Source organism: Allorhizobium pseudoryzae (assembly GCF_011046245.1).
Taxonomy (GTDB): domain Bacteria; phylum Pseudomonadota; class Alphaproteobacteria; order Rhizobiales; family Rhizobiaceae; genus Neorhizobium; species Neorhizobium pseudoryzae.
Genome location: NZ_CP049244.1, coordinates 1,226,400 through 1,253,261, shown reverse-complemented (window position 1 = coordinate 1,253,261; position 26,862 = coordinate 1,226,400). Strand labels below are relative to the sequence as shown.

Below are 26,862 nucleotides of genomic sequence, written 5' to 3'. Positions count from 1 at the left end.
GGCAAGAGCAGGGAGGACAAAATGCGTTCGAAACAGGAATGGCGCCGCGCAAAGGTCGCGGAGATTGAAACACCGGCACCCGACATCCGGCTGGTCACGTTTGCCGTCGATGGGCTGACAAGCGGTTTCGATCCGGGATCGCACACCAATATCAAGGTGGTGATCAACGGCGCACCGGCGATCCGCACCTATACGGTCATTCCCAGCCCTCCGGGCACGCTTGCCATTGCCGTGAAACTGCATCCGAACAGCCGCGGCGGTTCCGCCTATGTCTGGACGCTGAAACCCGGCGACGTGACGGAGATGACCGAACCGGAAAACCGCTTCGAACTCTCCTGGCGCGCCTCTCACTATCTTCTCATCGCCGGCGGCGTCGGTGTCACGCCCATCTACGGTATGGCGAAGGCGCTGGCCGCGCGGGGCCAGTCGCTGCGCATGGTCTATGGCGCAAGGAACGCCGCCTCCATGGCCTTTGCGCCGGAACTGAAAGACCTCCTCGGCGAGCGGCTTGCCACCTTCTCGCATGATGACGGAGAGGCCTTCGACCTGGCGGCGGAATTTGCCGCCCTGCCGGCAGATGCCGAAGCCTATATCTGCGGGCCGCTCGGCTTGCTGGAGGCCGCCAAGCGGGCCTGGCGCGCCGCCGGTCGTCCCGCCAGCCGCCTGCGCTACGAGGTTTTTGGCGACAACGGACGGTTCGCCGAGGAGCCGTTCGAAGTGGACGTCGCAGGCTTCGGCACCACGGTTGCCGTGCGCGCCGACCAGACCATGCTGGAAGCCCTGCAGGAGGCCGGCGTGCCAATGATCTTCGACTGTCGCCGCGGCGAATGCGGACTGTGCGCCGTCAAGATCGTCTCCTCGACCTCGGATCTCGACCATCGCGACGTGTTTTTCTCCGAGGAGGAACGACAGGAAGATCCGCGAATCTGCGCCTGTGTTTCACGCGCCCGTGGTGGCCGCGTGGTCATCGACAATGGCTATGTGACGGAGGGGAGAGTGCCGGCACAACCGGCGCTTGGTCTGCCGGCCGGTTGACGAAGCGGCCGAACGGAGCGCGCTATGGTCTTCATCAGAGAATCAAACGCTTTGCTTGCGACCCTTGCGGGTTGAAAGCGGAGCGGCTCGCGCCCTCATAAGATTAAAAAAATCATAGCGTGCAACTGCAATTTCCGGTTCCTACCTTAGCGCTTCATGAACAACGCCGGTGGATGGAAAGGCAAGACCATTGCTCTTTCTTTATTTTTGGAGCAAGTTCTATCCTAGATTTGGTACTTGGAGTGACACGATTGAAAAAGTCTCCTAATGCGATCGATGTTCATGTCGGTTCGCGCATTCGGCTTCGCCGCACGATGCTCGGCATGAGCCAGGAAAAACTGGGCGAAAGCCTTGGCATCACCTTTCAGCAGGTTCAGAAGTACGAAAAAGGCGCAAACCGCGTGGGCGCCAGCCGGCTTCAGCACATTGCCGAAGTTCTGAATGTACCGATCCCCTTCTTCTTCGAAGGCGTACCGGGCGCGACGACCGAAACGCCGGAACTGACGGGCGACGCCGCCAGCGAATTCATGGGTTCGCGCGAATGCGTGGCGCTCGCCACCGCCTTCGCCTCGATCGAGGACAAGCGCGTTCGCCAGAGCATTCTGGGCCTTGTCCAGTCGCTGGCCTCGGATCAGGCCGCCTCGCGGGACGGCAAGGGTGCTCTGCACATCTCCCACTGAGGGCGCATGATCTATACGCTCACCACCTTGGGCACGTGCCAGCTGACGGATCAGCAGGACAAGGTGGTGCGCGCGCCCCTGATTGCGCTTCACCTTCTTGCCTACCTGCATGAAAGCGACCAGCCGGTGGCCCGGCGCGATTTGGCGCGCCTCTTCTGGCCGGCACATCCGGAGGCGGCAAACACCAACCTGCGCTCCACGCTGCTGCGGCTGGCCAAGGCTGTGCCGGATGCGCCAGCACCGCTGATCCTGGCAGATGGCACAACGCTTGCTCTCAATCGCAATCTCGTCTCCTGCGATTTGGAGAGCGGACGGGCGGGCGAACCGCTGGCCCGGCTGAAGGCTGCCTGTGATGCCGTCGCGCGCCAGTTTCTGCCAATGGAAGCACAGGGCACTCTGCCTTTCTCCGCATGGGTGCGCCGGACGCGGGACCGGCTGACGGCGGACCTGCGCGACCTCACCTTCGCGATTGCCGGCTCGGATCGCGCCGCAGACGCGCGCGGCGATATCCATCGCGCCGTCATCCTGCTGCTGGAACATGATCCGCATGACGAGGAGGTGCGCCGACACCTGGCGCCCGCCCGACCGACCGTTGAAGCGATGCCGGCAACGATTGTATCGCCCGTAGCCAGCACGCTTCCCGTCGATGCGCTGCAACCGCCCACCGTCACGCCGCCGCGCGTGGCCCTGCTGCCGCCGGAAACCCATGGCGCGGCGATGAAGGCCGGCTCTGTCGCCAATGCGCTGATCGAGGACCTGACGATCGATCTCTGCGCCAGCCGCGCCGTCTCGGTCGTCGCCCCCTATACCTCGGAGCAGATCCGCGCCTCGAACGACAAGGCGGGGCTTCTGGAGCGCCACAAGGTGATCTATGCGCTCGACACCAAACGCCGCGATGACATGCTGTTCGTGCAGCTGATCTTCATGCCGACGGACGAGGTGGTCTGGGCCACCCGCTTTCCTCTCGATCCGCACTCGGTCAGCACGCAGCGCAACGAAATGGCCGCAGCGATCAAGGGCGCCGTCTCGCGCCTCGTGCACAACCACGCCCACCGCGCCGAACATTTCACCGAACGGCCGGAGGCCTATTTCGCCTATCTGCGCGGCATTCAGTGCCTCACCGACCTGACTCTGCCCTCCGTGCGCAAGGCGCGCCGGCATTTTCGCGAGGCACTCGACCAGGAACGGCATTTCGGCATGGCGCTCGCCGGCATATCGCGGACCCTCAGCCTGGAATGGATCCTGACCGCACGCGGTGACGAGGACCTGCTAAGGCAGGCCGAGACCCTGGCTCTTAAGGCCATGGAGAAGAACAACGAGCTGGCCGACGCCTACAAGGAACTCGGCGTCAGCCGGTTGTATCTGGGCAAGATCGATGAGAGCGTGGAGGCGTTGAGTAGCGCTGAGCTCCTGAGCCCCCATTATGCGGATGTACTTTACAGTCATGCAGATAGCCTTGTGCATGCAGGTGATCCGAAGGCATCGCTCGACAAGATCCTTCACGCGATGGATCTCAACCCGGCCGCCCCTGATGCCTACCTCTGGACGGCGGCCGGCGCCTCGTTTTTTCTCCATTCCTATGAGGAGGCAGTCGGCTATATTCAACGTATGCGCGATTCGAGTGCAGCAGATCGCCTCGCGGCGGCCTGTTGGGGAATGTTGGGTGACATTGCGCGCGCACGCAGATGTCGCAATCGCGTTCTAAAGGATAATCCAGGGTTCGACTTGGAGCGTTGGCTACAGTTAATTCCGATAAAAGAACAGTGGCAGCGCGACTTGTATCATTCGAGCCTGAAGTCAGCAGGATTTTAGAAAGGAACTGAAAATGTCAAAAGTTGTAGTCCTGGGAATTTCTGGTGAGGCCTCTCTTTGGTTCGTTGATCTGGAAAATCTGACTGTTTCCCAAGTTGCGGATCCAGTTGAAGGTGAGCTTGGCAAAGCAGTAGCGCTTCGTTCTGCTGGTGCTGTAGTATCGAAAGGAGTAGACTTCGCAGTGGCGGTTTCCTCTATGGAAGATATCGCACAAGGACACTTCGAAGGCTGATATGTGCTTCGCTGGACAAGCCTGAAGAATTTAATAGAGAGGGAAATCATCATGTCACGCATCGTAGTCATTGGCATTCCCGGTGAAGACGGCCTCTGGATGGCCGATCTCGACGCCGGTACGGTTACCCCCGTTGACGCCGCCCTCTGCGAGGAACTGGCGCTGACGGCGGGCGAAGATGCCCCCGTCATCCGCGGCGTCAAGATGGCCGTTGCCATCGGCAGCGGTTCCGACATTGCCGGCGGCTTTCTGGAGCGCTGAGCCCGAGGTGGCCATTGCCTCCTATCGCCTCTGCTCTGCGGGCGAGACCTTGCAACGGGTCTCGCCCTTTCTCTTGCGCCTCGGCATTACGCGGCTCTCCAGCCAGACCGGGCTCGACAAGATCGGCATTCCCGTCTGGTGCGCCTTTGCGCCCAATGCACGGGCGATCGTCATCGCCCAGGGCAAGGGCCTGACCGACGAGGCGGCGAAAACCTCGGCGGCGATGGAAGCCATCGAGCGTTCTGTCGCAACCAGACCCAGTTGTACGGTCATTTCCGCCAGCCTTGCCGATCTCCAGGCACGCGGCCAGCGGCATGACACGCTGCAGAGCCTTTTGGCGCTGTGCAAACAACCGCTGACCGAAACAGAGGCCATCGACTGGGTGGAAGGCCGCGATCTTGTCACCGGCGACCCGGTCTGGCTGCCCTTCGAGGCGGTGCATCTCGACCGCACCGAGGACGACCGGCGGTACTGGCAGTCGTCCGATGGGCTCGCCTCCGGCAATACGCGCGATGAGGCGCTGTTTCACGGCCTGATGGAGCGGGTGGAGCGCGACGCGCTGACGCTGTGGCAGGTCGCCTCTCCGGCCCGTCGCCATGCCCGCCGCCTCGATCCGGCGCAGATCGCGGAACCGGAGCTGTGCCAGATGCTGGAGCGGATTGCCCGCGCCGATCTCGACATCGCGCTCTTCGATATCACCAGCGATCTCGGCCTCGCCTGTATCGTCGCCATCCTGGCGCCCGGACATCGCCCCGCCGTTCCACCGGTCCGGCATGTCGAGGTGACGCTCGGCTGCGGCGCGGCCCTCCAGCCGGAACTTGCCGCCTCGCGGGCGATCAGCGAGGCGGTGCAATCCCGCATGACCTTCATCGGTGGCGCGCGCGACGATCTGCTGCCGGACCTGTTCGAACAGACGGTGTCCGCCGAAACGCTGCAGGCCTTTGCCGCCGAACCGCATGTGGCGCTCGCGGACCTGCCGCGCCATGCCGCCGAAACGGCAACGGAGGGCCTGGCTTTCCTCGTGCGCCACCTTGCGGAAAGATCCGTCACCCGCCTCTATGCGGTCGATCTGGCACCCGACTGGCTGCCCGCCGCCGTCGCCAAGGTCATCGTGCCGCAGCTGGAAAATCCGGATGGCGACCGCCGCCAGCGCTTTGGCATGCGGGCGCTGTCGCGAGCACTCTCATGAAAATTCTGTTTGTCGGCCCCAGCCTGCCGGATGCGGCCACCCATATCGGCCCGGACATTATTCTGCGCCCGCCGGCCCGCCAGGGCGATGTCATGCGCGCGATTGCCGATGGCGCAACCGCCATCGGCCTGATCGACGGCCTGTTCGAAAACGTCGCACCCATCTGGCACAAGGAGATCCTGTTTGCGCTCTCGAAAGGCATTCCGGTTCTCGGGGCCGCCAGCATGGGTGCGCTGCGGGCAGCGGAATGCGCGCCCTTCGGCATGATCGGCATCGGCGAGATTTTCGCGCAATATGCGGACGGCCGAAGGGTCGATGATTCGGACGTTGCCCTCCTGCACGGTCCGCCAGAGATGAACTATGCGGCCGTGTCCGTGCCGATGGTCAATGTGGAGGCAACTTTGGCGTGTGCGGCGAAGCTGGCCGTGTTGCATCCTGACGTGACGCATCAACTTCTCGCCTCCGCCCGTTCCATTTTCTACAAGGAACGCACTTGGCGAAAGATCGCCACAACCGCCGGATTGGAGTGGGATGAGGTTGCCTTGGCGCTCAAGGCCGCAGCCACCGATCAGAAACGACTGGATGCCCTCGCCCTCGTTCAGGCACTTTCGACCACCGAGATGATGCAGAGCGCAGAGAAACACTGGAAATTCAACGGGACGCCCTTATGGCGAAGACTTTATGGAAACCCATCATAAAGTCTCATGGTGACCGCCTACCGTTACGTCACCTTTTGCGTGTGCAACGATTTTGCAACGCGCATGCAACGCTCGTCTGTGCGATGAATATGCGACATGTGCATCTGGGGGCAGACATGAAGCGGCGGGAACTTGACGTGCATACGCAGGACAGACGCGATGAGTATCTCGCTCTGATCAATATGCTTGGTTATGCGCAAGGCATCGCACGCACGCTGGGTGCCGCATCGGCGGCCACGCATGTCGATAGTGCCAGACAGACACTGGTCGCAGCGCTTCAGACGGAATTTCCAAGCAATATTTCTGATGACGGAGTGAAGCGGCTCGCAGCTGCAACGCTTGGTCATTGCTGAGACTTTTCATCACGTAAACCGCAATCCACCGCCACTGGCGCGTGAACGGGAGTGGGCTCAGGGGTCGAGCCTGCTCCCGTTTTGTTTATACGAGCTGGCATCCTGCCGGCATGCCGCTTGAAGCCATCGGCGGCGCCGCTAAGTTCGACCCCATGGATAGCCGTCAAACCGCCGAAATCGCCCTGCCTGAAACGCGTTGGAACCGGCTGCGCCGGACCTTGCAGCGGATTGAACGGGGTCGGGATGGCTGGGCCCTGCGTTGGCAGGCGCTGTTTGCGGGTGTCGATCTGGCCATCCTGGTGTTTTTCCTCGTCGGCCCCTACCTGCGCGAGGGACCGAGTTATCTCATCATCGATTACGCGATCGCCGGCTGGATCGGCACGGAACTGTTCGCCCGCGCCCTCTCCGCAAAGTCCTTGCGCGCGTTCCTGTTGCGGTCGATGACCTGGATTGATCTCGTCATCCTCGTCACGCTGCTGTTTCCGGACGTGCTCTTCAACTTCGCCTTCCTGCGCGCCATGCGCATCTGGGCGATCGGCAACAGTCCGCTGGTGCACGAGGGGCTGCGTCGGGCCGGCTGGCGTGCGTATCAGGATGTCGTGCGCGCCTGTCTCAACTTCGTCGTCTTCCTGTTTCTCGTCACCGGCTTTGTCTACACCGCCTTCTTCTATCGGCAGGAGCCCGGTGAAGGGTTTGTCGATGCGCTGTATTTCACCGTCGCAACGGTCACGACAACCGGTTTCGGCGACATCACCCTGCCGGGCACGCTAGGCAAGCTCACCTCTGTCGTGACGATGATCATTGGAATTTCGCTGTTCGTTCGGTTGGCACAGGCGATATTCCGACCCTACAAGGTCAATTTCCCCTGCCCGCAATGCGGCCTTCAACGCCATGATGCCGATGCCGTCCATTGCAAGGCATGCGGCTATCTCCTCAACATTCCGAACGACGGTTGAGAGGCGGATGCAGGACGGACGCTGAGCGCCCGTCCTGCCCTCTTCAGATCACTTGATCATCGGCAGCAGTTCACTCACCGACTTCTTGGCATCGCCGTAGAACATGCGCGTGTTGTCCTTGTAGAACAGCGGGTTCTCGATGCCGGAATAACCGGTGCCCTGACCGCGTTTCGACACGATGACGAGCTTGGCCTTCCACACTTCCAGAACCGGCATGCCGGCGATCGGCGAGTTGGGATCCTCCTGCGCCGCCGGATTGACGATATCGTTCGAGCCGATGACGATGACGACGTCCGTGTTCGGGAAGTCCTCGTTGATCTCGTCCATTTCCAGCACGATGTCGTAGGGCACCTTGGCCTCGGCGAGCAGCACGTTCATGTGGCCCGGCAGGCGACCGGCGACGGGGTGGATCGCAAAACGCACCTCCTTGCCGGCGGCCCGCAGCTTGCGGGTCAGTTCGGAAACCGCCTGCTGCGCCTGTGCCACCGCCATGCCGTAACCCGGCACGATGATCACGCTGTCGGCCTCGTTCAGCGCATTGGCGACGTTATCGGCGTCGATAGCCACCTGTTCGCCGGCAATCTCCATCTGCGGGCCTGTCGTGCCGCCAAAGCCGCCGAGGATGACCGAAATGAAGGAGCGGTTCATCGCCTTGCACATGATGTAGGAGAGGATCGCACCGGACGAACCGACGAGCGCGCCGACCACGATCAGAAGATCGTTCGACAGCGAGAAGCCGATGGCTGCCGCCGCCCAGCCGGAATAGCTGTTCAGCATCGAGACGACCACCGGCATGTCGGCGCCGCCGATGCCCATGATCAGGTGATAGCCGATGAAGAAGGCGACAAGGGTCATCAGGATCAACGCCCAGATGCCGGCGCCGTTGACGTAAAGCACCAGGAGCAGCAGCGAGAGGAGTGCGGCGGTCGCGTTCAGCGCATGGCCGCCCGGCAGCTTCTTCGCCTTGCCATCCACCTTGCCGGCCAGCTTGCCGAAGGCGATGACGGAACCGGTGAAGGTGACGGCGCCGATGAAGACGCCGAGGAAAACCTCGACCTTCAGGATGACCTGCTCGACCGGGCTCTTGTGCGCGAGGATGGCGGCAAAGCCTTCCAGCGTTGCGCGCGTCGCCTCGTCCATCGAGAGCACACGGCCAAGCTCGATATGGGCGTTGAAGCCGATGAAGACCGCCGCGAGGCCAACCAGCGAATGCATGGCCGCAACCAGTTGCGGCATTTCGGTCATCTGCACGCGTTTGGCGACGACCCAGCCGATCGCACCGCCGGCGGCAATCAGCACCAGCGACAGGAACCAGTTGCCGGCGCCCGGGCCATACAGGGTGGCAAGGACGGCGAGCGCCATGCCGGCGATACCGTACCAGACGGCCCGCTTGGCGCTTTCCTGGCCGGAGAGCCCGCCGAGCGAGAGGATGAAAAGAACCGCCGCAACCACATAGGCGGCCGTCGTGAAACCGTAATCCATTGTCTCTCCCCCGCGCTCAGGACTTCTGGAACATGGCGAGCATGCGCCGTGTCACCATGAAGCCGCCGAAGATATTGATGCCGGCCATGAAGACCGAGAGTGCGCCGAGCAGGATCACGAGGATGCTGCCGGAGCCCACCTGCATCAGGGCACCCAGGATGATGATCGAGGAGATGGCATTGGTGACGGCCATCAGCGGCGTGTGCAGCGAATGCGACACGTTCCAGATGACCTGAAAACCGACGAAACAGGAGAGCACGAAGACGATGAAATGGCTCATGAAGCTCGCCGGCGCGTAAAGCCCGGCCAGCAGGATGAGCGCGCCGCCGGCAGCCAGCATCGTCACCTGGCTCTTCGTCTGCGCCTTGAAGGCGGCGGCTTCTGCCGCGCGCTTTTCTTCCGGTGAAAGCTCCTTCACCTTCTCCTTCGGTTTGGCAGCCGCAATCGCCTGGATTTTCGGCGGCGGTGGGGGATAGGTGATCTCGCCGTCCCGCGTGACGGTCGCCCCGCGGATGACATCGTCTTCCATGTTGTGGACGATCACGCCGTCCTTGGCCGGCGTCAGGTCCGTCATCATGTGACGGATATTCGTTGCATAGAGGGTCGACGCCTGGGTTGCCATGCGGCTCGGGAAATCGGTGTAACCGATCACGGTCACGCCATTCTCGGAGACGATCTTCTGATCGGCGACGGTGAGATCACAGTTGCCGCCCCGTTCGGCGGCAAGATCGACCACCACCGAGCCCGGCTTCATGGCGGCCACCATGTCCGCCAGCCAAAGTTTGGGCGCATCCCGGCCGGGGATCAGCGCCGTCGTGATGACGATGTCGATCTCAGGCGCCAGGTCGCGGAACTTGGCCAGTTGCTTCTCACGGAATTCCGGCGAAGACGGAGCCGCATAACCGCCGGTCGCAGCCCCATCCTGGCTCGCCTCGAAGTCGAGGAAGACGAATTCGGCACCCATGCTTTCGATCTGCTCGGCCACTTCCGGGCGCACGTCGAAGGCGTAGGTGATGGCGCCGAGCGACACGCTCGTGCCGATGGCGGCCAGACCGGCCACGCCGGCGCCGATGATCAGCACCTTGGCCGGCGGGATCTTGCCCGCTGCCGTCACCTGGCCCGTGAAGAAGCGGCCGAAATTGTTGCCGGCCTCGATCACCGCGCGGTAGCCGGCAATGTTGGCCATGGAGGAAAGCGCATCCATTTTTTGGGCGCGCGAAATGCGCGGCACCATGTCCATGGCGATGACGGTTGCGCCCTTGTCCTTCGCCTGCTCCAGAAGCGCCTTGTTCTGCGCGGGATAGAAGAAGGAAATCAGCGTCTTTCCGGGGCCGAGGCGATCCACCTCGGATGGCTCCGGTGGGCGGACCTTGGCAATCACATCGGCCATGCCGAACAGAGAAGCCGCGTCATCGACCACCGTCACACCGGCCTTGGCATAGGCCTCATCGGAAAAGCCTGCTGCTTTTCCGGCGCCCGCTTGCACCAGGCATTCATGTCCCAGCTTCTGCAGTTGCAGCGCGCTGTCCGGTGTCAGCGCCACCCGCGCCTCACCCGCATACGTCTCTTTCGGTGATCCGATCTTCATTCCTTTACCCCACAAGAACAGTCATTGTTCCAGAGATTCCGGCTGCTGCCTTGCCGCGCCTCGCGCTTTGCCAGCTTGCATGGTTCCAGACTCCATCCCGTGTTCGGATTAGCACCCACACGGGAAAGCCGCCACACCACAATCGAGGAATCCGGTACGCCGAACCACCTGCGGCGGAACGATTGTTCCGCCGCAGGGATTGTTGATCGGATGGCTGTCAGACACAAGCTCAGAACGGGTAGTGCTGATGCGGGTCCTCGATGGTGATCCAGCGCAGGTCGGTGAACTCGGCAATCGCCGCCTTTCCGCCGAAGCGGCCGTAACCGGACCCCTTGACGCCGCCGAACGGCATCTGCGCCTCATCGGCCACCGTCGGGCCGTTGATGTGGCAAATGCCGGATTCCAGACGCGATGCCAGCTCCATGGCGCGCTTCACGTCGCGGCTGTAGATCGAGGCGGAGAGGCCATACTCGGTGTCGTTGGCGATCTTCAGCGCTTCTTCCTCATCCTTGACGCGGATGACGGGCTTCACCGGACCAAAGCTCTCCTCGTCGAAGGAGCGCATGCCTTCCTTGACGTTATCGAGCAGCGTGGCGGAGACGACGCTGCCTTCGATCTTGCCGCCTGCGGCGAGCGTTGCCCCCTTGGCCAGCGCGTCATCGATGAAGGCCTGCATCTTGTGTGCAGCTTCCGGGTTGACGAGCGAACCCAGCACCACATGGCCGCGGGGATCGCCAGCCGGCAGCGATGCGGCACGGGCGGACAGCTTCTGGACGAACTCGTCGGCCACCTTTTCGTGCACGATCAGGCGTTCGGTCGACATGCAGATCTGGCCCATGTTCATGTAGCAGCCAAAGACGGCGGCATTCACGGCGGCATCGATATCGGCATCTTCCAGCACGATCAGCGGTGCCTTGCCGCCAAGCTCGAGCAGAGCCGGCTTCAGATGGCGACCGGACAGTTCACCGATGATGCGGCCGACCTTGGTGGAACCGGTGAAGTTCACGCGGCGGACTTCCGGTGCCGCGATCAGCGCTTCAACGACGGCGGCGGCATCTTCCGGCGCATTGGTGAGCACGTTGATGACGCCATCCGGCAGACCGGCTTCGACGAGCACCTCACCGATCAGCACATGCATGGCGGGGCAGGCTTCCGACGCCTTCAGGATTGCCGTGTTGCCGCAGGCAATCGCCATGGCAATGGCGCGCGTACCCAGGATGACCGGTGCATTCCACGGGGCGATGCCGAGGCACACGCCGGCAGCCTGGCGGATGCCCATGGCGATCGTGCCGGGCTTGTTGGACGGGATGACCTCGCCCTGGATCTGGGTGGTCATGGATGCCGCTTCGCGCAACATGCCCGCGGCCAGCATCGTGTTGAAACCACCCCACGGCGCTGTGCCGCCGGTTTCGGCGATCATCAGTTCGGAAAACTGGCCGGCCTTCGTTTCCATCACGTCGGCGGCTTTCAGAAGCAGCGCGCGGCGGGCACCGGGTCCCGTGCGCGACCAGGCCGGGAACGCCGCCTGCGCCGCGGCTACGGCAACCTTCACGTCCTCGATGCCCGAGGCCGGCGCACGAGTGGCAACCTTGCCGGTGAAGGGATCGATGCGATCGAAGGTCTTGCCGGAAATCGCACCGACCTTCTTGCCGCCGATGATCTGCTGAATGTCGAACATGGTATCTCCTCTTCTGTGGTTGTTGTTTTGAGTAATGGTCCGCCCGCTCACATGCGGTAGGGGTGTCGGGTCGTGGAGACCGTCACCCAGCGTTGCTCGGTAAACTCATCGAGAGCCGAAAGCCCGCCGATGCGGCCATAACCGGAACCCTTGACGCCGCCGAAGGGCATGGCAGGGTCATCGGTCACCGTCGCGCCGTTGATGTGCATGATGCCGGTTTCGATGCGCATTGCCACGTCGAAGGCACGGGCGAGATCCTGGCTGAAGACGGCGCCGGAGAGACCATAGTCGCAATCATTGGCGATGGTGACCGCCTCATCCGCATCCGCAACGCGGATGACGACCGCAACTGGACCAAAGATCTCTTCGCTGTAGAGACGCATGTCGCGTGTGATGCCATCGATGATCGTCGCGTCCATCAATGTACCGCGCACCTTGCCGCCCAGGCAGACGCGCGCGCCTTTGCGCGTGGCGTCGTCGATCAAACCGGCGAGGCGTCGTCCGGCGTTTTCTGAGATCAATGCACCGAGTGGCTGGGGCGCAAAGGCCGGATCTCCCGCCTTCAGCTTCTCTGCCCTGCCGATCATCCGGTCCAGCAGCGCGTCGGCCACGCTGTCCTCGACGATGATCCGCTCGGTCGACATGCAAATCTGGCCCTGGTTGAAGAAGGCGCCGAAAACCGCAGCATCGGCTGCCGCATCAAGATCGGCATCGGCCAGCACGACGAGAGGTGCCTTGCCGCTCAACTCCAGCAGGCAGCGTTTCAGGTGCCGCGCGCTGATCTCTGCAATGATGCGTCCGACGCGGGTGGAGCCGGTAAAATTGATCCGCCGCACCACCGGGTGGGCAATCAGCGCTTCCACGATATCGCGCGCGGCCTCGGGCGCATGCGACAGGATGTTGAGGACGCCCGCCGGCAAACCGGCCTCCGTCATGATGCCGCCCAGCAACCGCTGCGTCGCAGGGCAAAGTTCGGAGGTTTTCAGAACGACGGTATTGCCCCAGGCGATGGCAAAGGCGAAGGAACGCACGCCCAGCACGATCGGGGCGTTCCACGGCGCGATGGCAAGGCAGACACCCGCCGGCTGGCGCACGACGAAGGAAGCGGTATCCGACAGAGGTGCCGGAAGTTCGGGTCGGTCAACCTTACCCGCGACGGCGGCAGCCTGTTCCAGGATCTGGCCGGCCAGTGTCACGTTGAAATGGCACCAGTCCAGCGTACCGCCGGTTTCCAACGACATGATGGCGGCAATATCGTCGGCACGCGCCTGGAGAATTGTTCTTGCCTGGCGAAGGATCGCCGCGCGCCTGTGCGGAGGTGTTGCGGACCAGGCGGAAAATGCCGCGGCAGCAGCGCAGCAGGCATCATCCACATCCTGTGTGTCCGCTGCTGCTGCGATCGTCACCACTTCGCCGGTGATCGGATTGGTGCGCTGGAAAACGGCACCCGAGCGCGCTGCGATCGAATGCCCTTCGATCAGCAGGTCGGCGAAAACGGGTTCGCGCGGCGCGATATCACGCGCATCTGCACGGCTGACTGCCTCTGCCATTCCGATTGCCTCCTCCCAGGCTGTAGACGACACTAACTATTTTGGACGCGAGAGGAATATCATTATATGGTCTCCTCTGATCGCTTTCTGGTCATCACGATGGGAGGAAGTCTGGATGCCACAGGCTATTCGACTGCCGGGCGTCCGGATCTTGCAGCTCGAACCGGCGCTCCAGCAGCGTACGCTCGCACTGAGCGGGCAGCCGCTGCGCTGGATGACGCATGTCCTTCTCCTGCGCTCCGGTCGCGCAACCCTCTCCTTCGACGGCGAGGAACTGCGCATGGAGGCTCCGGCATTGGTTCTGATGCCTCCCGCCGAACACCGGCGGCTCACTGTGCAGGCGGGTGCACGTGGTGATCTGCTCAGCGCCTCCGGCGAGCAACTGTCGTCGGCGCTCGGCGACGAGCCGGAGACGCCCGCGCTCCGCACCACGCTCTCAAGCCTCACCCTTGCGCCGGATATCGAGCGACCACTGCTGACGCGGCTGGAGACCTTGGTCAGCCTTCTTGCGGATGAACAGGACGAGGATCGCCCCGCCTCCAACATGGCCACGGACGCCTTGCTGCGGCTCCTATGCCTGTCGCTCTGGCGCGTGGCCGGACGGTTCGACGCCAACCCCGGCGTCAACGGCGATGGGCTGACGATCCTGCAGCGTTTCCGGCAGGTGGTGGAGGCCGAATTCCGCCGCCACCGTCCGATCCGTTATTATGCAGAACGGCTGGGCATCACCACCGACCGTCTGCATGCCATCGCGACCCGGCATCTTCAGCGGTCACCGCTCGACCTGGTCCATGACAGACTGTTGCAGGAGGCGCTGCAGCGGCTGGAGCGCTCTCCAGCCTCCATTCAGGCGATCTCCGACAGCCTGAATTTCAAGGATCCCGCGCATTTCAGCCGTTTCGTCAAACGCCGGACCGGCCAGGCACCGGCGCAGTACAGGCTGTCCTTGCGCAAAACCGCCGAGCAGCCGGCATCCGCCCCGCAGTTTCAATATCACGAATGGCCCTGACGAATATCCGCGCCGAATGGTCAGCGCCGGCGACCGCGCGCCGTCAGCGCATTGCGGATTGAAAAGCTTGAATGGATACGGCTGACGCCCGGCAGCTTGGAGAGGATTTCCGTGTGAATCCGCTCGAACTCGCGCGGGCTTTCCACCTCGACGCGCAGGAAATAATCCCAGTCGCCGGTCATCAGGTAGCATTCGCGGATTTCCGGATGCTTGCGCACCGCGTCCTCGAAGCGGTTCAGATAATCCTCCGTCTGCCGGTCGAGCGTGATGTTGATCATCACGGCCAGCGTCGCCCCCTCCTCCGCCGAGCCGATCAGCGCTGTATAGCCGCGGATGACGCCGGTTTCTTCGAGCGTGCGAATACGTCGCAGACAGGCCGACGCAGACAGGCCAACGGACTCTGCCATTTTGGCGCTGCTCATGCGTGCATCCAGCCGCAAAAGCCGGATGATGTTGCGATCGATCGCATCCAGGGAAGCCGACACGCCCGTTTCCTTCGTGAATTTGAGGTATTGTTGAGCAATACGAGCACATTCGCACAAATCATGCAAATGATGCGCAATTCACGCATGATCTTAGTCATATCCTGTTCTCAACGACAAGCCTTGCGGGGTTGGGCCATGGACATGCGTTCCACACAGAACTGGGAGAAGGCCGGCGCGCCGGGTTTCGTTTCGATCGATCTTGCCGCTCTGCTCCGCAACTATCGCCGCATTGCCCTAACGGCGGCTCCCGCCGAAGCCGCGGCAGTGGTGAAGGCCAATGCCTACGGGCTCGGCGCTGAACGGATCGCACCGGCGCTCTATGATGAAGGCTGCCGGCATTTCTTCGTGGCGCAATATGCCGAAGCCCTGTCGCTTCGCCCGCTCCTGGCTCCCGACGCCCAGATCTACGTGCTGAACGGGTTGCAGCCGGGCACCGAAGGCGATTGCGCGACGCTTGGCATCATCCCGGTGCTGAATTCGCTGGAACAGGTGGGTCGCTGGCGCAGCACGGGGAAGCTGTCGGGCAAGGTCCTTCCGGCGCTGCTGCAGTTCGATACGGGCATGTCGCGCCTCGGCATGTCGGCGGAAGAAGCCGAAGCCCTGGCCGCCGATCCCGCACTCCTCGATGGCATTGCCCTCCGCTACATCATGAGCCACCTTGCCTGTGCGGATGAGTCGGAAGACCCGCACAATGCCCTCCAAGCAGAAGCGATGCGGCGGTTTTCTTCCATCTTCCCCGGCGTGCCGATCTCCTTCGGCAATTCTGCCGGCTCGTTTCTCGGCGAAGCCTACCGAGGCGCGCTCGTGCGTCCCGGTATCGCGCTGTACGGCGGACGTCCGACCGATCTTCTCGACAAACCGATGGAACCGGTGGTCCGGATCGAAGCCGCCGTCATCCAGACGCGCACCGTGCCCGCCGGTACGGCGGTCGGTTATTCAGCCACCTATGTGGCGCCGCAGGAGCGTCGTCTCGCCACCGTGGCGCTCGGTTATGCCGATGGTATCCTGAGGGCGCTCAGCAATCGCGGCGCCTTCTTCCACGACAATGTGCGGCTGCCGATCGTCGGTCGCGTCTCCATGGACAGCACCATCATCGATATAAGCGACCTGCCGGAGGGGACGCTCAAACTCGGCTCGACAGTCGAGTTTCTTGGACCCCACCAGTCCCTGGAAGACGTGGCGGAATGTGCCGGCACGATTTCCTGGGAAGTGCTGACCAGCATCGGCCAGCGGTATCACCGCACCTATCTCTGACGACAGAACAAGAAGACGGGGAAGACCATCATGAAGATCACCATTCTCGGCGCAGGCGTCATCGGCGTCACATCCGCCTATTATCTCGCCAAGGCCGGCCACGAGGTGACCGTCGTCGATCGCCAGCCGGGCCCGGCGCTGGAAACGAGTTTTGCCAATGCCGGCGAGGTTTCCTTCGGTTACTGCTCGCCCTGGGCTGCGCCTGGCATTCCGCAGAAGGCGCTAAAGTGGATCTTCATGGAGCACGCGCCGCTGATCCTGAGGCCGAAGCTCGATGGTCCGATGCTCTCCTGGATGCTGAAAATGCTGATGAACTGCACCTCGGAGCGCTATGCCATCAACAAGAGTCGTATGCTGCGGCTTGCCGATTACAGCCGCCTCGCGCTCGCCGAGGTGCGCGCCGAAACCAATGTGGACTACGACCAGCGCATGCAGGGAACGCTGCAGCTCTTCCGGACCGAAGCCCAACTCGAAGCCTCTGCCAAGGACGTGAAGGCGCTCGCCGCCGATGGTATTCCTTTCGAAGTGCTCGATCCGGAAGGCTGCATCCGCGTCGAGCCCGCACTCGCCCATGTCCGCCACAAGATCGTCGGCGGCCTCCTCACCCCCAAGGATGAAACCGGCGACTGCTTCAAGTTCACCAATATCCTTGCAGAAAAGGCCACCGGCATGGGTGTCCGTTTCGAATGGGGCGTCAACATCAAGGGGCTCGACGTCCAGGGCGGCGAAGCGAAGGGCGTCGTGACCGATCGCGGCACGATCGCGTCGGATGCCGTGGTCGTGGCACTCGGCAGCTATTCACCGCTCCTTGTCAAGCCGCACGGCATCAACCTGCCGGTCTATCCGGTGAAGGGCTACTCGCTGACGATCCCGATCACCGATGCCTCGCGCGCGCCGGAATCGACTGTCATGGACGAAACCTACAAGATCGCGATCACCCGTCTCGGCGACCGTATCCGCGTCGGCGGCATGGCGGAAATCTCCGGCTACACCAATGATCTTGGCGAAGCGCGCCGCCGGACGCTGGAACATTCCGTCACCGACCTTTTCCCGGGCGGCGATGTCTCGAAGGCCAATTTCTGGTCGGGCCTTCGCCCGATGACGCCGGACGGGACGCCGGTGATCGGCGCCACCAAGGTCCGCAACCTCTATCTCAACACCGGCCACGGCACGCTTGGCTGGACCATGAGCTGCGGTTCGGCCAAGGTGCTGGCCGATATCGTCAGCGGCAGACAAGCCGATATCGAGACGAAGGATCTGGCGATCAGCCGTTACGCGGCCTGAACTTATCTGGAGGGCTCAGCCCTCCAGCCCTTCCTTCTCGGCCATCACCCGCACCAGAAGCAGCATCACCAGCGCCTGACCATAGGGAGCCGGCACGTTGGGGATCTGCCGGTAGAAATCCAGCGTATGGCCCATCGGCGTGCCGTCCGAGACTTCCAGCACGATGCCCGTTTCGTCGATGCGCTGCAGCACGGCGGCAAGCGCCTTGCGCGCCACCGGCTTCAGCTCAGGATCAAGCAGGCCAAGGTCGATGCCGCGCAGGATGCCATAAGCGATGCCGGCGGTGGCCGAGGTCTCTTCCGGCGAGTCCGGATCGCAGACGAGCGTTGTGAACATGCCGTTCGCGCGCTGATGCTTGGCAAGCGTCGCGACCTGTGCGCGCAGGATATAGGTGAGGTGCCGGCGCAGGTGGTCCGGGATCTCGTTGACCAGGCTGAACAGCTCGGGGATTGCGACGGTGATCCAGGAATTGCCGCGCGCCCAGAAGGCATTGGCGAAATTGTGCCGACCGTTGAAGGTCCAGCCGTGATACCAGAGGCCGGTGACCGGATCGGCGAGGAACCGCTCATGCACCATGAACTGGTAGAAGGCCTCCTCGATCCAGTCCTGCCGGCCGAAACGCTGGCCGGCACGGGCGAGGAATAGGCACGTCATGAACAGCGTGTCGTCCCAGAGCTCGCCCTCGTTCGGGCGCTCCTTCACCACGTGCTGGAACCCCTCGTCCTCTGTGCGGGCGAGCTTCGTCATCAGCCAGTCGGCCCAGTCCTTCACCAGCTCCTCCCAGTCCGGCCGATCGACATGGTCGATCAACACCGCGAGCGGCAGCATGGGAGACGAGGAGTTCACCTGGCGCGGCGGCAGGCCGCGGCCGATCTGCCAGTCGTACCAGCGGGCGATCGCCTCGATCAGAGAGCGGTCGCCGACGGCTTCCGCGTGGCGGATGAGGCCGTAGATGCCGACGCCGACTTCCCAGTCCCATTCATCGAACTGCAGATCGTAGGAGCCGTCGGATACCGCAGCCGTTTCATTGATGCCCTTCAGGCGGGCGAGCCCCACGGCGACGCGGGACAGGGTCTGGGAAAGAAGATCGGGCTGCATCAGCATGGCAAGGATCCTGTAATGTCAAATCGCAGTCAGAAACGGACGGCATCCAGCACCCGTATGGCGGGTTCGAGCGTGCGGTTCGGGAACGTGTACGGAGCCCCATCGATCGACAGGCCGTCGTGCCAGTCGAGCGAAAGGGTGGCGGTCTTCGGTTGGCTGAAGCGCAACCGGGGCAGATCGACGTCGAGCGACAGCCGGTAGCCGGCCAGGCTTTCGCGGAAGCGGGCGAAGGCGGCCTCATCCGTCCCCTCGCCCACCAGAACGGCCCAGCCGCTTCTGGTGCCGGCAACGCGATACTCGATGCCGGCACCCGGTCCGCCGCTCACGGGTTCGATCTCTCCTGTGGCGGTGAGAGCGGCATAGCCCTTGCCGCTGCGCAGGATCAGCCAGTTGTTCTCCAGGTGAACCTCGTCGAAGGCATCGGCCTCGACATAGGCATGGGTAAAGCCGATCCGCGGATTTTCGCCGAGATCATAGAGCAGCAGGGCGATATTCTTGTATTGCGCGGCGCGCGGCATCGAACCGTTGCCCGCCCAATAGGAAGGACGCTGACTGCCCCATGGATCGTCTTCACCGGGATGGTTGACCCAGGCCCGCGCGAAGGGATCGCCGGCAAAGCGAAGGTCCACCACATGCTGCTGGTGACCGCGACCGCCGGGCTTACCGTCCATCATGGATGATAGCTGCACATTCGCCGTCTTGTAGAGCACGAGCCGTGCCGCCTCGTCGTGTCCCTGCACGTAATGGGCCGTCAAAGCCTCGCCAGCGGGCGGTGATGTCAAAGCGGCCAGCCTCTCCGGCGGCGCGTAGCTGCCGGCTGCGAACATGGTGAGAGCCGCGACGCCCTGGTTGAACCAGCCTTCGCCGAAGCCGACCGTCGCAAAGGGCGCAAGTTCGGTCAGCGGCCCGGCGCGCAGTTCCTTGTCATAGGCGCGGCCCATGGAACCGGCCGGCACGCCGCCCAGCGTATGCAACGCAATCATCGTGAACAGGCGGTCGAGCAGCGCCCTGGCGCGCTTCTTGATGTCGCCATCCCCCAGATGTTCGAGCGCCAGCAGGCCAATGAAATCGATCGGGTAATAGGCGGCCGAATTCCATTCGGCGAGACCATGGGCTTCCACGCTGTCGAACCACTTTATCAGCCGTTCCGTGGCAAGCCGCTCCTGTTCCCGGCCCGTGCGGCCAGAGCAGGCAAAACCGGCCCGCGGCAACAACCGACCTGCGAGATATTGTGAGACATGGAAGCACAGGACGTGGTTCTCGCTCCAGAACCACATCACATCATTGCCGGGCTCATCCACCCAGTAGCGGTAATCGAGAATGGCCGCTCGGATCGCCTGCTGCAGGTCCTGCGGCAATCGATCCTGATAGGAGCCATAGACCCATAGCAGCGGCACCATGACGAAATCCGAGCAATCGCGCCGCTCGTTGATCGACGCCAGGGTATTGCCGATCACCTCGCGGAGCCCGTCATCGACAGGGCGACCGAGGTGGAGCGTCGCAATCGCCTTGCCGGCCCGCTGTTCGCCATGCTCTGCCGCAAATTGCAGCGCCGCCGTCTTGCGCGCATCGAGCGACTGCCGGCGCAGGTCACGCTTTTCCTCGCGCAAGGTCGCAAAGCCGATATGCCGCGCGATGCTGACATCGTCGATCCGGAAGGTCAGATCGAGCGGGTGGAAGCCATCCGGCAGATGAAGCACATCGGCGAGATCAAGCATCCGCTCGCCGGCTCTCAGCACGGCCCTGGCATCCAGGAGCGGCGGCTTGTCGCGCATGTGGACGCTCGGCAGGATCCTGCCCTCGACCGTGACATCCACTGTCGCGGCCTGTTCGAAGAGGAGCCTCAGCTTGCCGTCCCGCACATGCAGCGGTGCGGGGCGCACGCTGGTCGCCAGCGCCTTCAGGAGATCCAGCGTCTCCTCGCTGCTTTCGACCGGCAGATCAACGAGAAGGCTTGCCTCGGACAGAAGCGCCAGCTCGAAATACCAGAGTGCGTCGCGCTCCGCGAGTTCCTCGCAGAGAACAACCACCTCTGAGCCGCGTGCGGTCATCGGCAGTACGATTTCTGTGACGCCTTCCTTGTTGCGCTTGAACGGCTCGAATGCCGTCTTCAGCACCCCATCCACCCAGATATGCACGCCGCCACAGGTGGCGAGGCGGAAGCGATAATTACCGTCCTTGGGCGCGATGATCCGGTTTTTCAGCCAGCGGGACAATCGTGTCGGCCTGTGCCAGAATCCGGAAAATTCGACGCGGCGGTTGAAGCCCGGCAGGTTCAGCGCCTCGACGGCAAACTCTTCGAGCGCGACGCTGCGCGTCTTCACGTCCTTCCACAGAGCCACGCGGCAGGGCAGATCGCCCACATCAACGAAGCCGTTGATGAAGCGGTAGCCGACGCGATCTTCCGCGAGAGCCGGCTCGCCGGGATAATATTGCGCATGGACGGACGACATCACCCAGGCCGTGACCGATTGGTCCTGTCGAACAACAAATCCGCTTCCTGCCGCGCTGTCTGCAGCCTTCTTCAATCCTGTCATGGCATGTCCTTCCTGCGCCCGGCTTCGGTGGCAGGTGCATTTGGCAAAGGCAGGCTCAGCTCGATCCGTTCGAGCTGTTCGGGGAGCTGCCAGATATGGGCAATCGACAGCCGCGGCCGCTCGCGGCGGAGACGCGGCTTGTGGCTGCGGCGCTTGGACCAGCTGAGGAAAATGCTGATCAGGCCGAAGCGGTTGGCGCCGAGAATGTCCCGTTCGAGGTTGTTCCCGACCATGACGGTGCGGGCGCGATCCTCCTCGCTCAGTGAGAGCGCCTCGGCAGCGGCGGCGAACATTTTAGCCGATGGCTTCAGCTCGCCGACATCACCGGAAATCACATGCGCCTCGAAACACTCCCAAAGCCCGTGGGCACCGAGGATATTCTCGAAGGTCTGCCGCGGGCCATCCGCCACCAGCGCCAGCCGGTAACCGCTGGCTGCAAGCCGGTGCACCGTTTCGGTCGCACCTGGGATCATCTCCGCCCGGGTGACGATCTCGGTGCCGGGGATTTTTTCTTCCGTCGCCTCGTTGGCGAGCGTATCCCCGCAATCGAGGAAGACGGCGGCCAGATGCGGAACCTCGCGCGGCAGATCGCGCACCAGCGACGCCACCCGACGCGGAATCCAGCTGTCGAGACGCGACCAGGAAACGAGCACCATCCCGCCCTCTTCGTCACTGGTGCGGGTAAAATCGAAGCGCGGCGCAAAGGCCATCCGCTTCATCTTCAGCCGTGCCAGCCGCTGTTCATGCGGGGTCGCGCCGATGCGACCGGCATCGGAAAAGCGGTTCGAGAGATGGATACCCTGGTCGCCGGCGAAGGCGCCGCACATGGCGGCAATCAGCGTGCCGCCTTTCGCCTGCATCTCCCCGCCATCCGCCCAGTGCGCGTGCTTGCCCGGCTCCAGATAGAGCACCGGTCGTCCCGAACGCACCGGCAGCGTCCCATCCGGACGGATCATCGCCCGCCGCGAACCGTGGCGCGAGGCTTCCACCTTCACCACGTCGCCCGCCGCATCCACATGCACCCAGACATGTTCGAGGTCATAGAGATGCTGGATGTCCCAGTCGTACCAGATCGCATATTCGATAACGCGATCCGCCACGGGTCGGATGCGGAATTTCGAGGACACCGACTGCGCCTCCTGCCGATAGATGGCAAAGCCTGCCGCGAGAGGCCGGAAGGGCTCTGCCGCGTCCAGCATCAACAGCGGCCGATGCCGTTCTGCAAGACGCGCATCGTCATCCTGCCCCTCGACACGAAGCTCGGCCAGAGCACCTGTGCAATTATCTGCCATCGTCATGCCGCTGCCACTCCGACGAGATCCAGCGTCTCCGCGTAATGGCAACGCACCTGCCGGCCAGATGGCAGCATGCGCAGTTCCGGCACCTCGCCCCGGCACTTGGCAACGGCATAGGGGCAACGCGGATGAAACGGGCAGCCGGCGGGGATATTCATCGCATCGGCAATCTCGCCCTTCAGGGGCACGCGCTTGCGGGTGCGGTTACCGCGCGGGTCCGGCTGCGGAACGGCGGCCAGCAGCGCTTCGGTATAGGGATGCAGCGGCTTGGCGAACATCTCGTCCGTCGGGCCGACTTCCATCAGCCGGCCCAGATACATGACGCCGATGCGGTCGGAGATATGCTCCACCATGCCGAGATCGTGGGTGATGAAGAGATAGGTCAGCCCGAACTGTTCCTGAAGGTCCTGCATCAGGTTGATATTCTGCGCCGCGACCGACACGTCGAGCGCGGAGACCGCCTCATCCGCCGCTATGAAGCTCGGGTTGAGCGCAAGTGCGCGGGCGATGCCGATGCGCTGGCGCTGGCCGCCGGAAAAGGCATGCGGGTAGCGGTTGAGATATTCCGGACGTAGGCCGACGAGACGCAGCAGCTCGGCGACACGGTCGCGGATCTCTCTTTCGTTGCCCACACCATGGATCACCATCGGCTCGCCGACCAGATCGAGCAGGGTCATGCGCGGATTGAGCGACGAATACGGGTCCTGAAAGATCATCTGCATTTCGCGACGAATGTCGCGCAGGCTGCGATCCGACAGCGTCGAGACGTCCACCACCTCGCCATTCGCGCGACGAAAAAGGATCTCGCCGCCCGTCAGGTCATAGGCGCGCAGGATCAGGCGGGCGATCGAGGATTTGCCGGAGCCGCTTTCGCCGACAAGCCCGAAGGTCTCGCCCTTCTTGATGTCGAAGGTAATGTCATCGACGGCCTTCACGTAACCCTTGACTGTGCGAAGCCAGCCTTCCTGGACCGGGAAATACTTGCGCGCACTGCGTACAGAAATGATCGTATCGTCCTGCATGACAGCGGGCGCGGTCTGAGACGGATGGGTCATTGGGCGGCCTCCGCGACGTTGATCTGACCCGCAAAATGACAGCGGGCACGCTGGCCGCTTGCAAACGCAACATCGTCCGGCGCCTGCACATCACAGACGCCGCCGACCGCGTTCATGCAGCGCGGATGGAAGGAACAGCCGGTTGGCACATTGTAGGGATCGGGCACCATGCCGGCGATGGTGCGCAGTCGGCGTCCATGGCTTTGGCCGAGACGCGGGATCGATTGCAGAAGCGCCTGCGTGTAGGGATGCTTGGGCTCATAGAAGATCTCATCGACCGTTCCCGTCTCCACCACACGACCGAGATACATGACGGCGACGCGGTCAGCGATATCGGCGACGACCCCGAAATTGTGGGTGATGAACACGATCGCCATGTTCATCTCATCCTTCAACTGCTTCAGAAGCTCAAGGATCTGTGCCTCCGTCGTCACGTCGAGCGCGGTGGTCGGCTCGTCGGCGATCAGCAGCGCCGGATCACACGCCAGGGCGAGCGCGATCATGGCGCGCTGGCGCATGCCGCCGGAGAGATGATGCGGATAGCGATCGACGATGTCGTTCGGCCGCGGCATCTGCACTTTGCCGAGCAGTTCGACCGCACGGGCACGGGCGGCAGCCTTCGAGACTTTGCGATGCAGCATGACGGTGCGGGCAATTTGCGTGCCGATCGTGTGCACCGGAGACAGCGCCGTCATCGGCTCCTGGAAGATCATGCCGATCTCGTTGCCGCGCAGGTCGCGCATGGTGCGGCTCAACCGGTCCTGCTCGTTGATCAGCAGTTCCTCGCCGCTCTTGCGCCGAAAGCGGATCGTGCCGCTGGCATTGATGGCATTCTTCGGCTGCAGCCGCATGATGGAGCGCGCAGTCACCGATTTGCCGGAGCCGCTTTCGCCGACGATGCCCAGTACCTCGCCCTTGTTGACGTGGTAGGAGACCCCGTTGACCGCCTTGACCAGCCCATCACGAGTGGGGAAATGCACGCCGACATCATCAAGTTGCAGCAGGCGATCCGGCGGCATGGAAGAGTTCGAATTATACGTCATGATCAGTATCCGTCACTGGCCGTAGGGGTCTGCGGCGTCGCGCAGGCCATCGCCGATGAAGTTGAAGGCGAGCACCACCAGGATGACGGCGACACCCGGCGCCAGTAGCCAGGGGGCAAGCGAAATGGTGCGCAGGTTCTGCGCGTCCTGCAAAAGGACACCCCAGCTGACGACGGGCGGGCGAAGACCGAGGCCGAGGAAGCTGAGCGCCGTCTCGCCGAGGATCATTTCCGGGATCGCCAGCGTGACGGCGGCGATGATGTAGCTCGTCATGGCAGGCAGCATGTGGCGGGTGACGATGCGGTACTCCGATGCACCGGCGAGCCGCGCCGCCAGAACATAATCCTCGGATTTCAGGGACAGGAAGCGACCGCGCACCACACGGGCCAGATGGGTCCAGCCAATCAGCGACAGGATGATGGTGATCAGCACGTAGACGAAGAGCGGATCCCAGGCGATCGGCAGTGCCGCCGCAAGCCCCATCCACAGGGGGATCGTCGGGATGGAGCGGATGAACTCCATCAGCCGCTGGATCATGGAATCCAGCCAGCCGCCGTAATAGCCCGAGATGGCGCCGAGCGCGAGGCCGAGCACGAAGGAGAAGGCAACGCCGATCAGACCTGCCGAAAGCGTCACCCGTGCGCCGTAGAGCAGACGGGTGAAGAGATCGCGGCCAAGCGAATCCGTGCCGAGAATGTTGATCTGCTGGCGGTTGTCGTCGATGCCGAAGAAGTGGAGATCGGTCTCGACCAGCCCCAGCAGATTGTAGGTCTCGCCGGAGACGAAAAACTGGATCGGCAGAACCTTGCTGCGATCCTCCTGATAGACAACGCGGGCCGTTTCAATGTCGCGCGCCCGCTTCATCGGGTAGATGAACGGACGGTGCAGCTGTCCCTCATGGAAGATCCGCACCACCGTTGGCGGCGCAAAGGTGTTGAGCCGGCTGATAGTGTTCGGCGTATAAGGCGACATGACATCTGCAAAGACAGCCAGGAATGCCAGGATTGCCATGAAGACCAGCGAGACGACCGCCAGCTTGTGTTTGCGAAAGCGCCACCAGATCAGTGTCCAGGGCTTGGCAGTATAGGTCGCGTCGGCGTTGAACTGCTCCTTCGGCGCCAAGGGCGGCACCTGCGGGCTGAAGGATTGCGGAGGAAGGATCTGAATATCGGTCATGGGCGCCTCATGAGAACCGGATGCGCGGATCGGAAAGCGCAAGAAGGATGTCGGAGAGCACCGTCCCGATGACGGTGAAGACGCTGAGGATCAGGATGAAGCTGCCGGCCAGATACATGTCCTGCATCTTGAGCGCCTGCAGAAGCAGCGGGCCGGTGGTCGGCAGGTTGAGAACGACGGCGGTGATGACATCGCCGGAAAACAGCGCCGGCAGGGCCCAGCCGACCGTCGAGATGAAGGGGTTGAGCGCAACGCGCACCGGATAACGCCACACCACCGTGCGTTCGCCAAAACCTTGCGCATAGGCAGTTTCCACATAGGGCTTGCGCAATTCGTCCAGCATGTTGGCGCGCATGACACGGATGAGGCCAGCAGCACCGCCGGTTGCCAGCACCACCAGCGGAATCCAGATATGGGTCAGCATGTTGCCGAACTTCGCCAGATCCCATGGCTGGCCTTCAAACTGCGGCGACACGAGACCGCCGACATCCATGTTGAGCCAGACGAAGGTCATCCACATCAGGATCAGCGCCAGCAGGAAATCCGGCACACCCTTTCCGAGGAAACCGAAAACGGTGAAGACGTAGTCGAAGACCGAATATTGGCGGGTGGCGGAATAGACGCCGACGGGAATAGCGATCAGCCAGGTGAAGACCATGCTGAGCGTCGAGATGGCGAGCGTCAGCCCCAGCCTCTCCCAGATCAGGTCGCTGACGGCGGAATTCCACTCCAGCGAGCGTCCGAAGTCGCCGTAAAAAATGATGTTGGAGATCCAGCGCCAGTATTGCACGAGAAGCGGATCGTTCAGGCCCCATTCGGCGCGAAGCGCGGCTTCCTGCGCCTCGGTGATGTAGTCACCGCTGTTGCGCAGCTGGGCCGCATAGGCCGTGACGAAATCACCCGGCGGCAGCTGGATGATGACGAAGGAAATGAACGACACGAAGATCAGCGTGGGGATGGCCCACAACAGACGCCGGCCAATATAACTCAGCATTTCGAACCCTCCGGGCCTGAGCAACCATCCGATCTTGCAGATCAAGACCGTCGTTCGTCAGGAACCAGAATGAATGTGCGGGGATGAATCCGGTGCCCACCGTCCGGAAGAA

The 26,862-nt window shown here is 62.8% G+C and carries 24 protein-coding genes; 12 read left to right on the top strand and 12 right to left on the bottom strand.

Annotation, left to right across the window (positions count from 1 at the left end; all coding sequences use genetic code 11):
- The first annotated feature begins 21 nt into the window (after positions 1 to 21).
- The 9 genes from G6N78_RS24525 (at position 22) to G6N78_RS24485 (ending at position 7,216) form a co-directional block, all read left to right on the top strand.
- Entirely contained in the window at positions 22 to 1,035 is a 1,014-nt protein-coding gene (locus G6N78_RS24525) for a PDR/VanB family oxidoreductase (protein ID WP_165225193.1), read from the top strand.
- A 242-nt stretch (positions 1,036 to 1,277) separates the two neighbouring features.
- Entirely contained in the window at positions 1,278 to 1,715 is a 438-nt protein-coding gene (locus G6N78_RS24520; protein ID WP_165225190.1) for a helix-turn-helix domain-containing protein, read from the top strand.
- A 6-nt stretch (positions 1,716 to 1,721) separates the two neighbouring features.
- Positions 1,722 to 3,527 (top strand): AfsR/SARP family transcriptional regulator, encoded by a 1,806-nt coding sequence (locus G6N78_RS24515; protein ID WP_165225187.1) that lies wholly within the window; start codon positions 1,722 to 1,724, stop codon positions 3,525 to 3,527.
- A gap of 13 nt (positions 3,528 to 3,540) precedes the next feature.
- Positions 3,541 to 3,759 (top strand): hypothetical protein, encoded by a 219-nt coding sequence (locus G6N78_RS24510; protein ID WP_165225184.1) that lies wholly within the window; start codon positions 3,541 to 3,543, stop codon positions 3,757 to 3,759.
- Between the two features lie 51 nt (positions 3,760 to 3,810).
- Positions 3,811 to 4,020: a hypothetical protein gene (locus G6N78_RS24505; RefSeq protein ID WP_165222528.1), complete on the top strand. Its 210-nt coding sequence runs from the start codon at positions 3,811 to 3,813 to the stop codon at positions 4,018 to 4,020.
- Positions 4,021 to 4,027: 7 nt separating this feature from the next.
- A complete protein-coding gene (locus tag G6N78_RS24500; RefSeq protein WP_234906041.1) occupies positions 4,028 to 5,209 on the top strand; it encodes a YcaO-like family protein in 1,182 nt (393 codons plus the stop codon).
- Positions 5,206 to 5,907, top strand: a complete 702-nt coding sequence (locus G6N78_RS24495) for a TfuA-like protein (RefSeq protein WP_165225178.1) — start codon at positions 5,206 to 5,208, stop codon at positions 5,905 to 5,907. The genes G6N78_RS24500 and G6N78_RS24495 overlap by 4 nt, the downstream gene beginning before the upstream one ends.
- 116 nt (positions 5,908 to 6,023) lie before the next feature.
- A complete protein-coding gene (locus tag G6N78_RS24490) occupies positions 6,024 to 6,260 on the top strand; it encodes a hypothetical protein (protein ID WP_165225175.1) in 237 nt (78 codons plus the stop codon).
- Positions 6,261 to 6,412: 152 nt separating this feature from the next.
- Positions 6,413 to 7,216 carry a potassium channel family protein gene (locus G6N78_RS24485; RefSeq protein WP_165225494.1) on the top strand — a complete coding sequence of 268 codons (804 nt, stop codon included), beginning with the start codon at positions 6,413 to 6,415 and terminating at the stop codon, positions 7,214 to 7,216.
- 48 nt (positions 7,217 to 7,264) lie between these two features.
- Here G6N78_RS24485 and G6N78_RS24480 read toward each other — a convergent pair whose 3' ends face one another.
- The 4 genes from G6N78_RS24480 to G6N78_RS24465 all read right to left on the bottom strand — a co-directional run bounded on the left by G6N78_RS24480 (position 7,265) and on the right by G6N78_RS24465 (position 13,514).
- Positions 7,265 to 8,698: an NAD(P)(+) transhydrogenase (Re/Si-specific) subunit beta gene (locus G6N78_RS24480; RefSeq protein ID WP_165225172.1), complete on the bottom strand. Its 1,434-nt coding sequence runs from the start codon at positions 8,696 to 8,698 to the stop codon at positions 7,265 to 7,267.
- Between the two features lie 16 nt (positions 8,699 to 8,714).
- The gene (locus G6N78_RS24475; RefSeq protein ID WP_165225169.1) at positions 8,715 to 10,286 is read right to left on the bottom strand and encodes a Re/Si-specific NAD(P)(+) transhydrogenase subunit alpha; all 1,572 of its coding nucleotides are present in this window, start codon (positions 10,284 to 10,286) and stop codon (positions 8,715 to 8,717) included.
- 229 nt (positions 10,287 to 10,515) lie between these two features.
- Positions 10,516 to 11,964 carry an aldehyde dehydrogenase gene (locus G6N78_RS24470; protein ID WP_165225166.1) on the bottom strand — a complete coding sequence of 483 codons (1,449 nt, stop codon included), beginning with the start codon at positions 11,962 to 11,964 and terminating at the stop codon, positions 10,516 to 10,518.
- 47 nt (positions 11,965 to 12,011) lie between these two features.
- A complete protein-coding gene (locus G6N78_RS24465) occupies positions 12,012 to 13,514 on the bottom strand; it encodes an aldehyde dehydrogenase family protein (RefSeq protein ID WP_165225163.1) in 1,503 nt (500 codons plus the stop codon).
- Between the two features lie 115 nt (positions 13,515 to 13,629).
- On the opposite strand from G6N78_RS24465, the gene G6N78_RS24460 reads away from it, so the two are divergent.
- The gene (locus G6N78_RS24460) at positions 13,630 to 14,523 is read left to right on the top strand and encodes an AraC family transcriptional regulator (RefSeq protein ID WP_165225160.1); all 894 of its coding nucleotides are present in this window, start codon (positions 13,630 to 13,632) and stop codon (positions 14,521 to 14,523) included.
- Between the two features lie 20 nt (positions 14,524 to 14,543).
- On the opposite strand, the gene G6N78_RS24455 is transcribed toward G6N78_RS24460, so the two are convergent.
- Positions 14,544 to 14,945, bottom strand: coding sequence for an Lrp/AsnC family transcriptional regulator (locus tag G6N78_RS24455; RefSeq protein WP_234906105.1), 402 nt, complete (start codon positions 14,943 to 14,945; stop codon positions 14,544 to 14,546).
- 198 nt (positions 14,946 to 15,143) lie between these two features.
- Here G6N78_RS24455 and alr point away from each other — a divergent pair, with 198 nt between their 5' ends.
- Positions 15,144 to 16,262 carry an alanine racemase gene (gene alr / locus G6N78_RS24450; protein ID WP_165225157.1) on the top strand — a complete coding sequence of 373 codons (1,119 nt, stop codon included), beginning with the start codon at positions 15,144 to 15,146 and terminating at the stop codon, positions 16,260 to 16,262.
- A gap of 30 nt (positions 16,263 to 16,292) precedes the next feature.
- Entirely contained in the window at positions 16,293 to 17,546 is a 1,254-nt protein-coding gene (locus tag G6N78_RS24445) for a D-amino acid dehydrogenase (protein WP_165225155.1), read from the top strand.
- 15 nt (positions 17,547 to 17,561) lie between these two features.
- Here the strand turns inward: G6N78_RS24445 and bglB are convergent, their stop codons facing one another.
- The 7 genes from bglB to G6N78_RS24410 are packed head-to-tail and all read right to left on the bottom strand — an operon-like array spanning position 17,562 to position 26,750.
- Positions 17,562 to 18,650, bottom strand: a complete 1,089-nt coding sequence (bglB, locus tag G6N78_RS24440; protein WP_165225150.1) for a beta-galactosidase BglB — start codon at positions 18,648 to 18,650, stop codon at positions 17,562 to 17,564.
- Positions 18,651 to 18,679: 29 nt separating this feature from the next.
- Complete coding sequence (locus G6N78_RS24435; RefSeq protein ID WP_234906040.1) at positions 18,680 to 21,187, bottom strand: PA14 domain-containing protein; 2,508 nt, start codon at positions 21,185 to 21,187, stop codon at positions 18,680 to 18,682.
- The gene (locus G6N78_RS24430; protein ID WP_234906039.1) at positions 21,184 to 22,485 is read right to left on the bottom strand and encodes an HAD family hydrolase; all 1,302 of its coding nucleotides are present in this window, start codon (positions 22,483 to 22,485) and stop codon (positions 21,184 to 21,186) included. The genes G6N78_RS24435 and G6N78_RS24430 overlap by 4 nt, the downstream gene beginning before the upstream one ends.
- Positions 22,482 to 23,537 (bottom strand): ABC transporter ATP-binding protein, encoded by a 1,056-nt coding sequence (locus G6N78_RS24425; protein WP_272955643.1) that lies wholly within the window; start codon positions 23,535 to 23,537, stop codon positions 22,482 to 22,484. Before G6N78_RS24425 ends, G6N78_RS24430 begins: the two co-directional genes overlap by 4 nt.
- Positions 23,534 to 24,580, bottom strand: coding sequence for an ABC transporter ATP-binding protein (locus G6N78_RS24420; protein WP_234906038.1), 1,047 nt, complete (start codon positions 24,578 to 24,580; stop codon positions 23,534 to 23,536). The genes G6N78_RS24425 and G6N78_RS24420 overlap by 4 nt, the downstream gene beginning before the upstream one ends.
- A gap of 12 nt (positions 24,581 to 24,592) precedes the next feature.
- Entirely contained in the window at positions 24,593 to 25,756 is a 1,164-nt protein-coding gene (locus G6N78_RS24415) for an ABC transporter permease (protein WP_165225146.1), read from the bottom strand.
- Positions 25,757 to 25,763: 7 nt separating this feature from the next.
- Positions 25,764 to 26,750, bottom strand: coding sequence for an ABC transporter permease (locus tag G6N78_RS24410; RefSeq protein WP_165225143.1), 987 nt, complete (start codon positions 26,748 to 26,750; stop codon positions 25,764 to 25,766).
- Between the last annotated feature and the right edge of the window lie 112 nt (positions 26,751 to 26,862).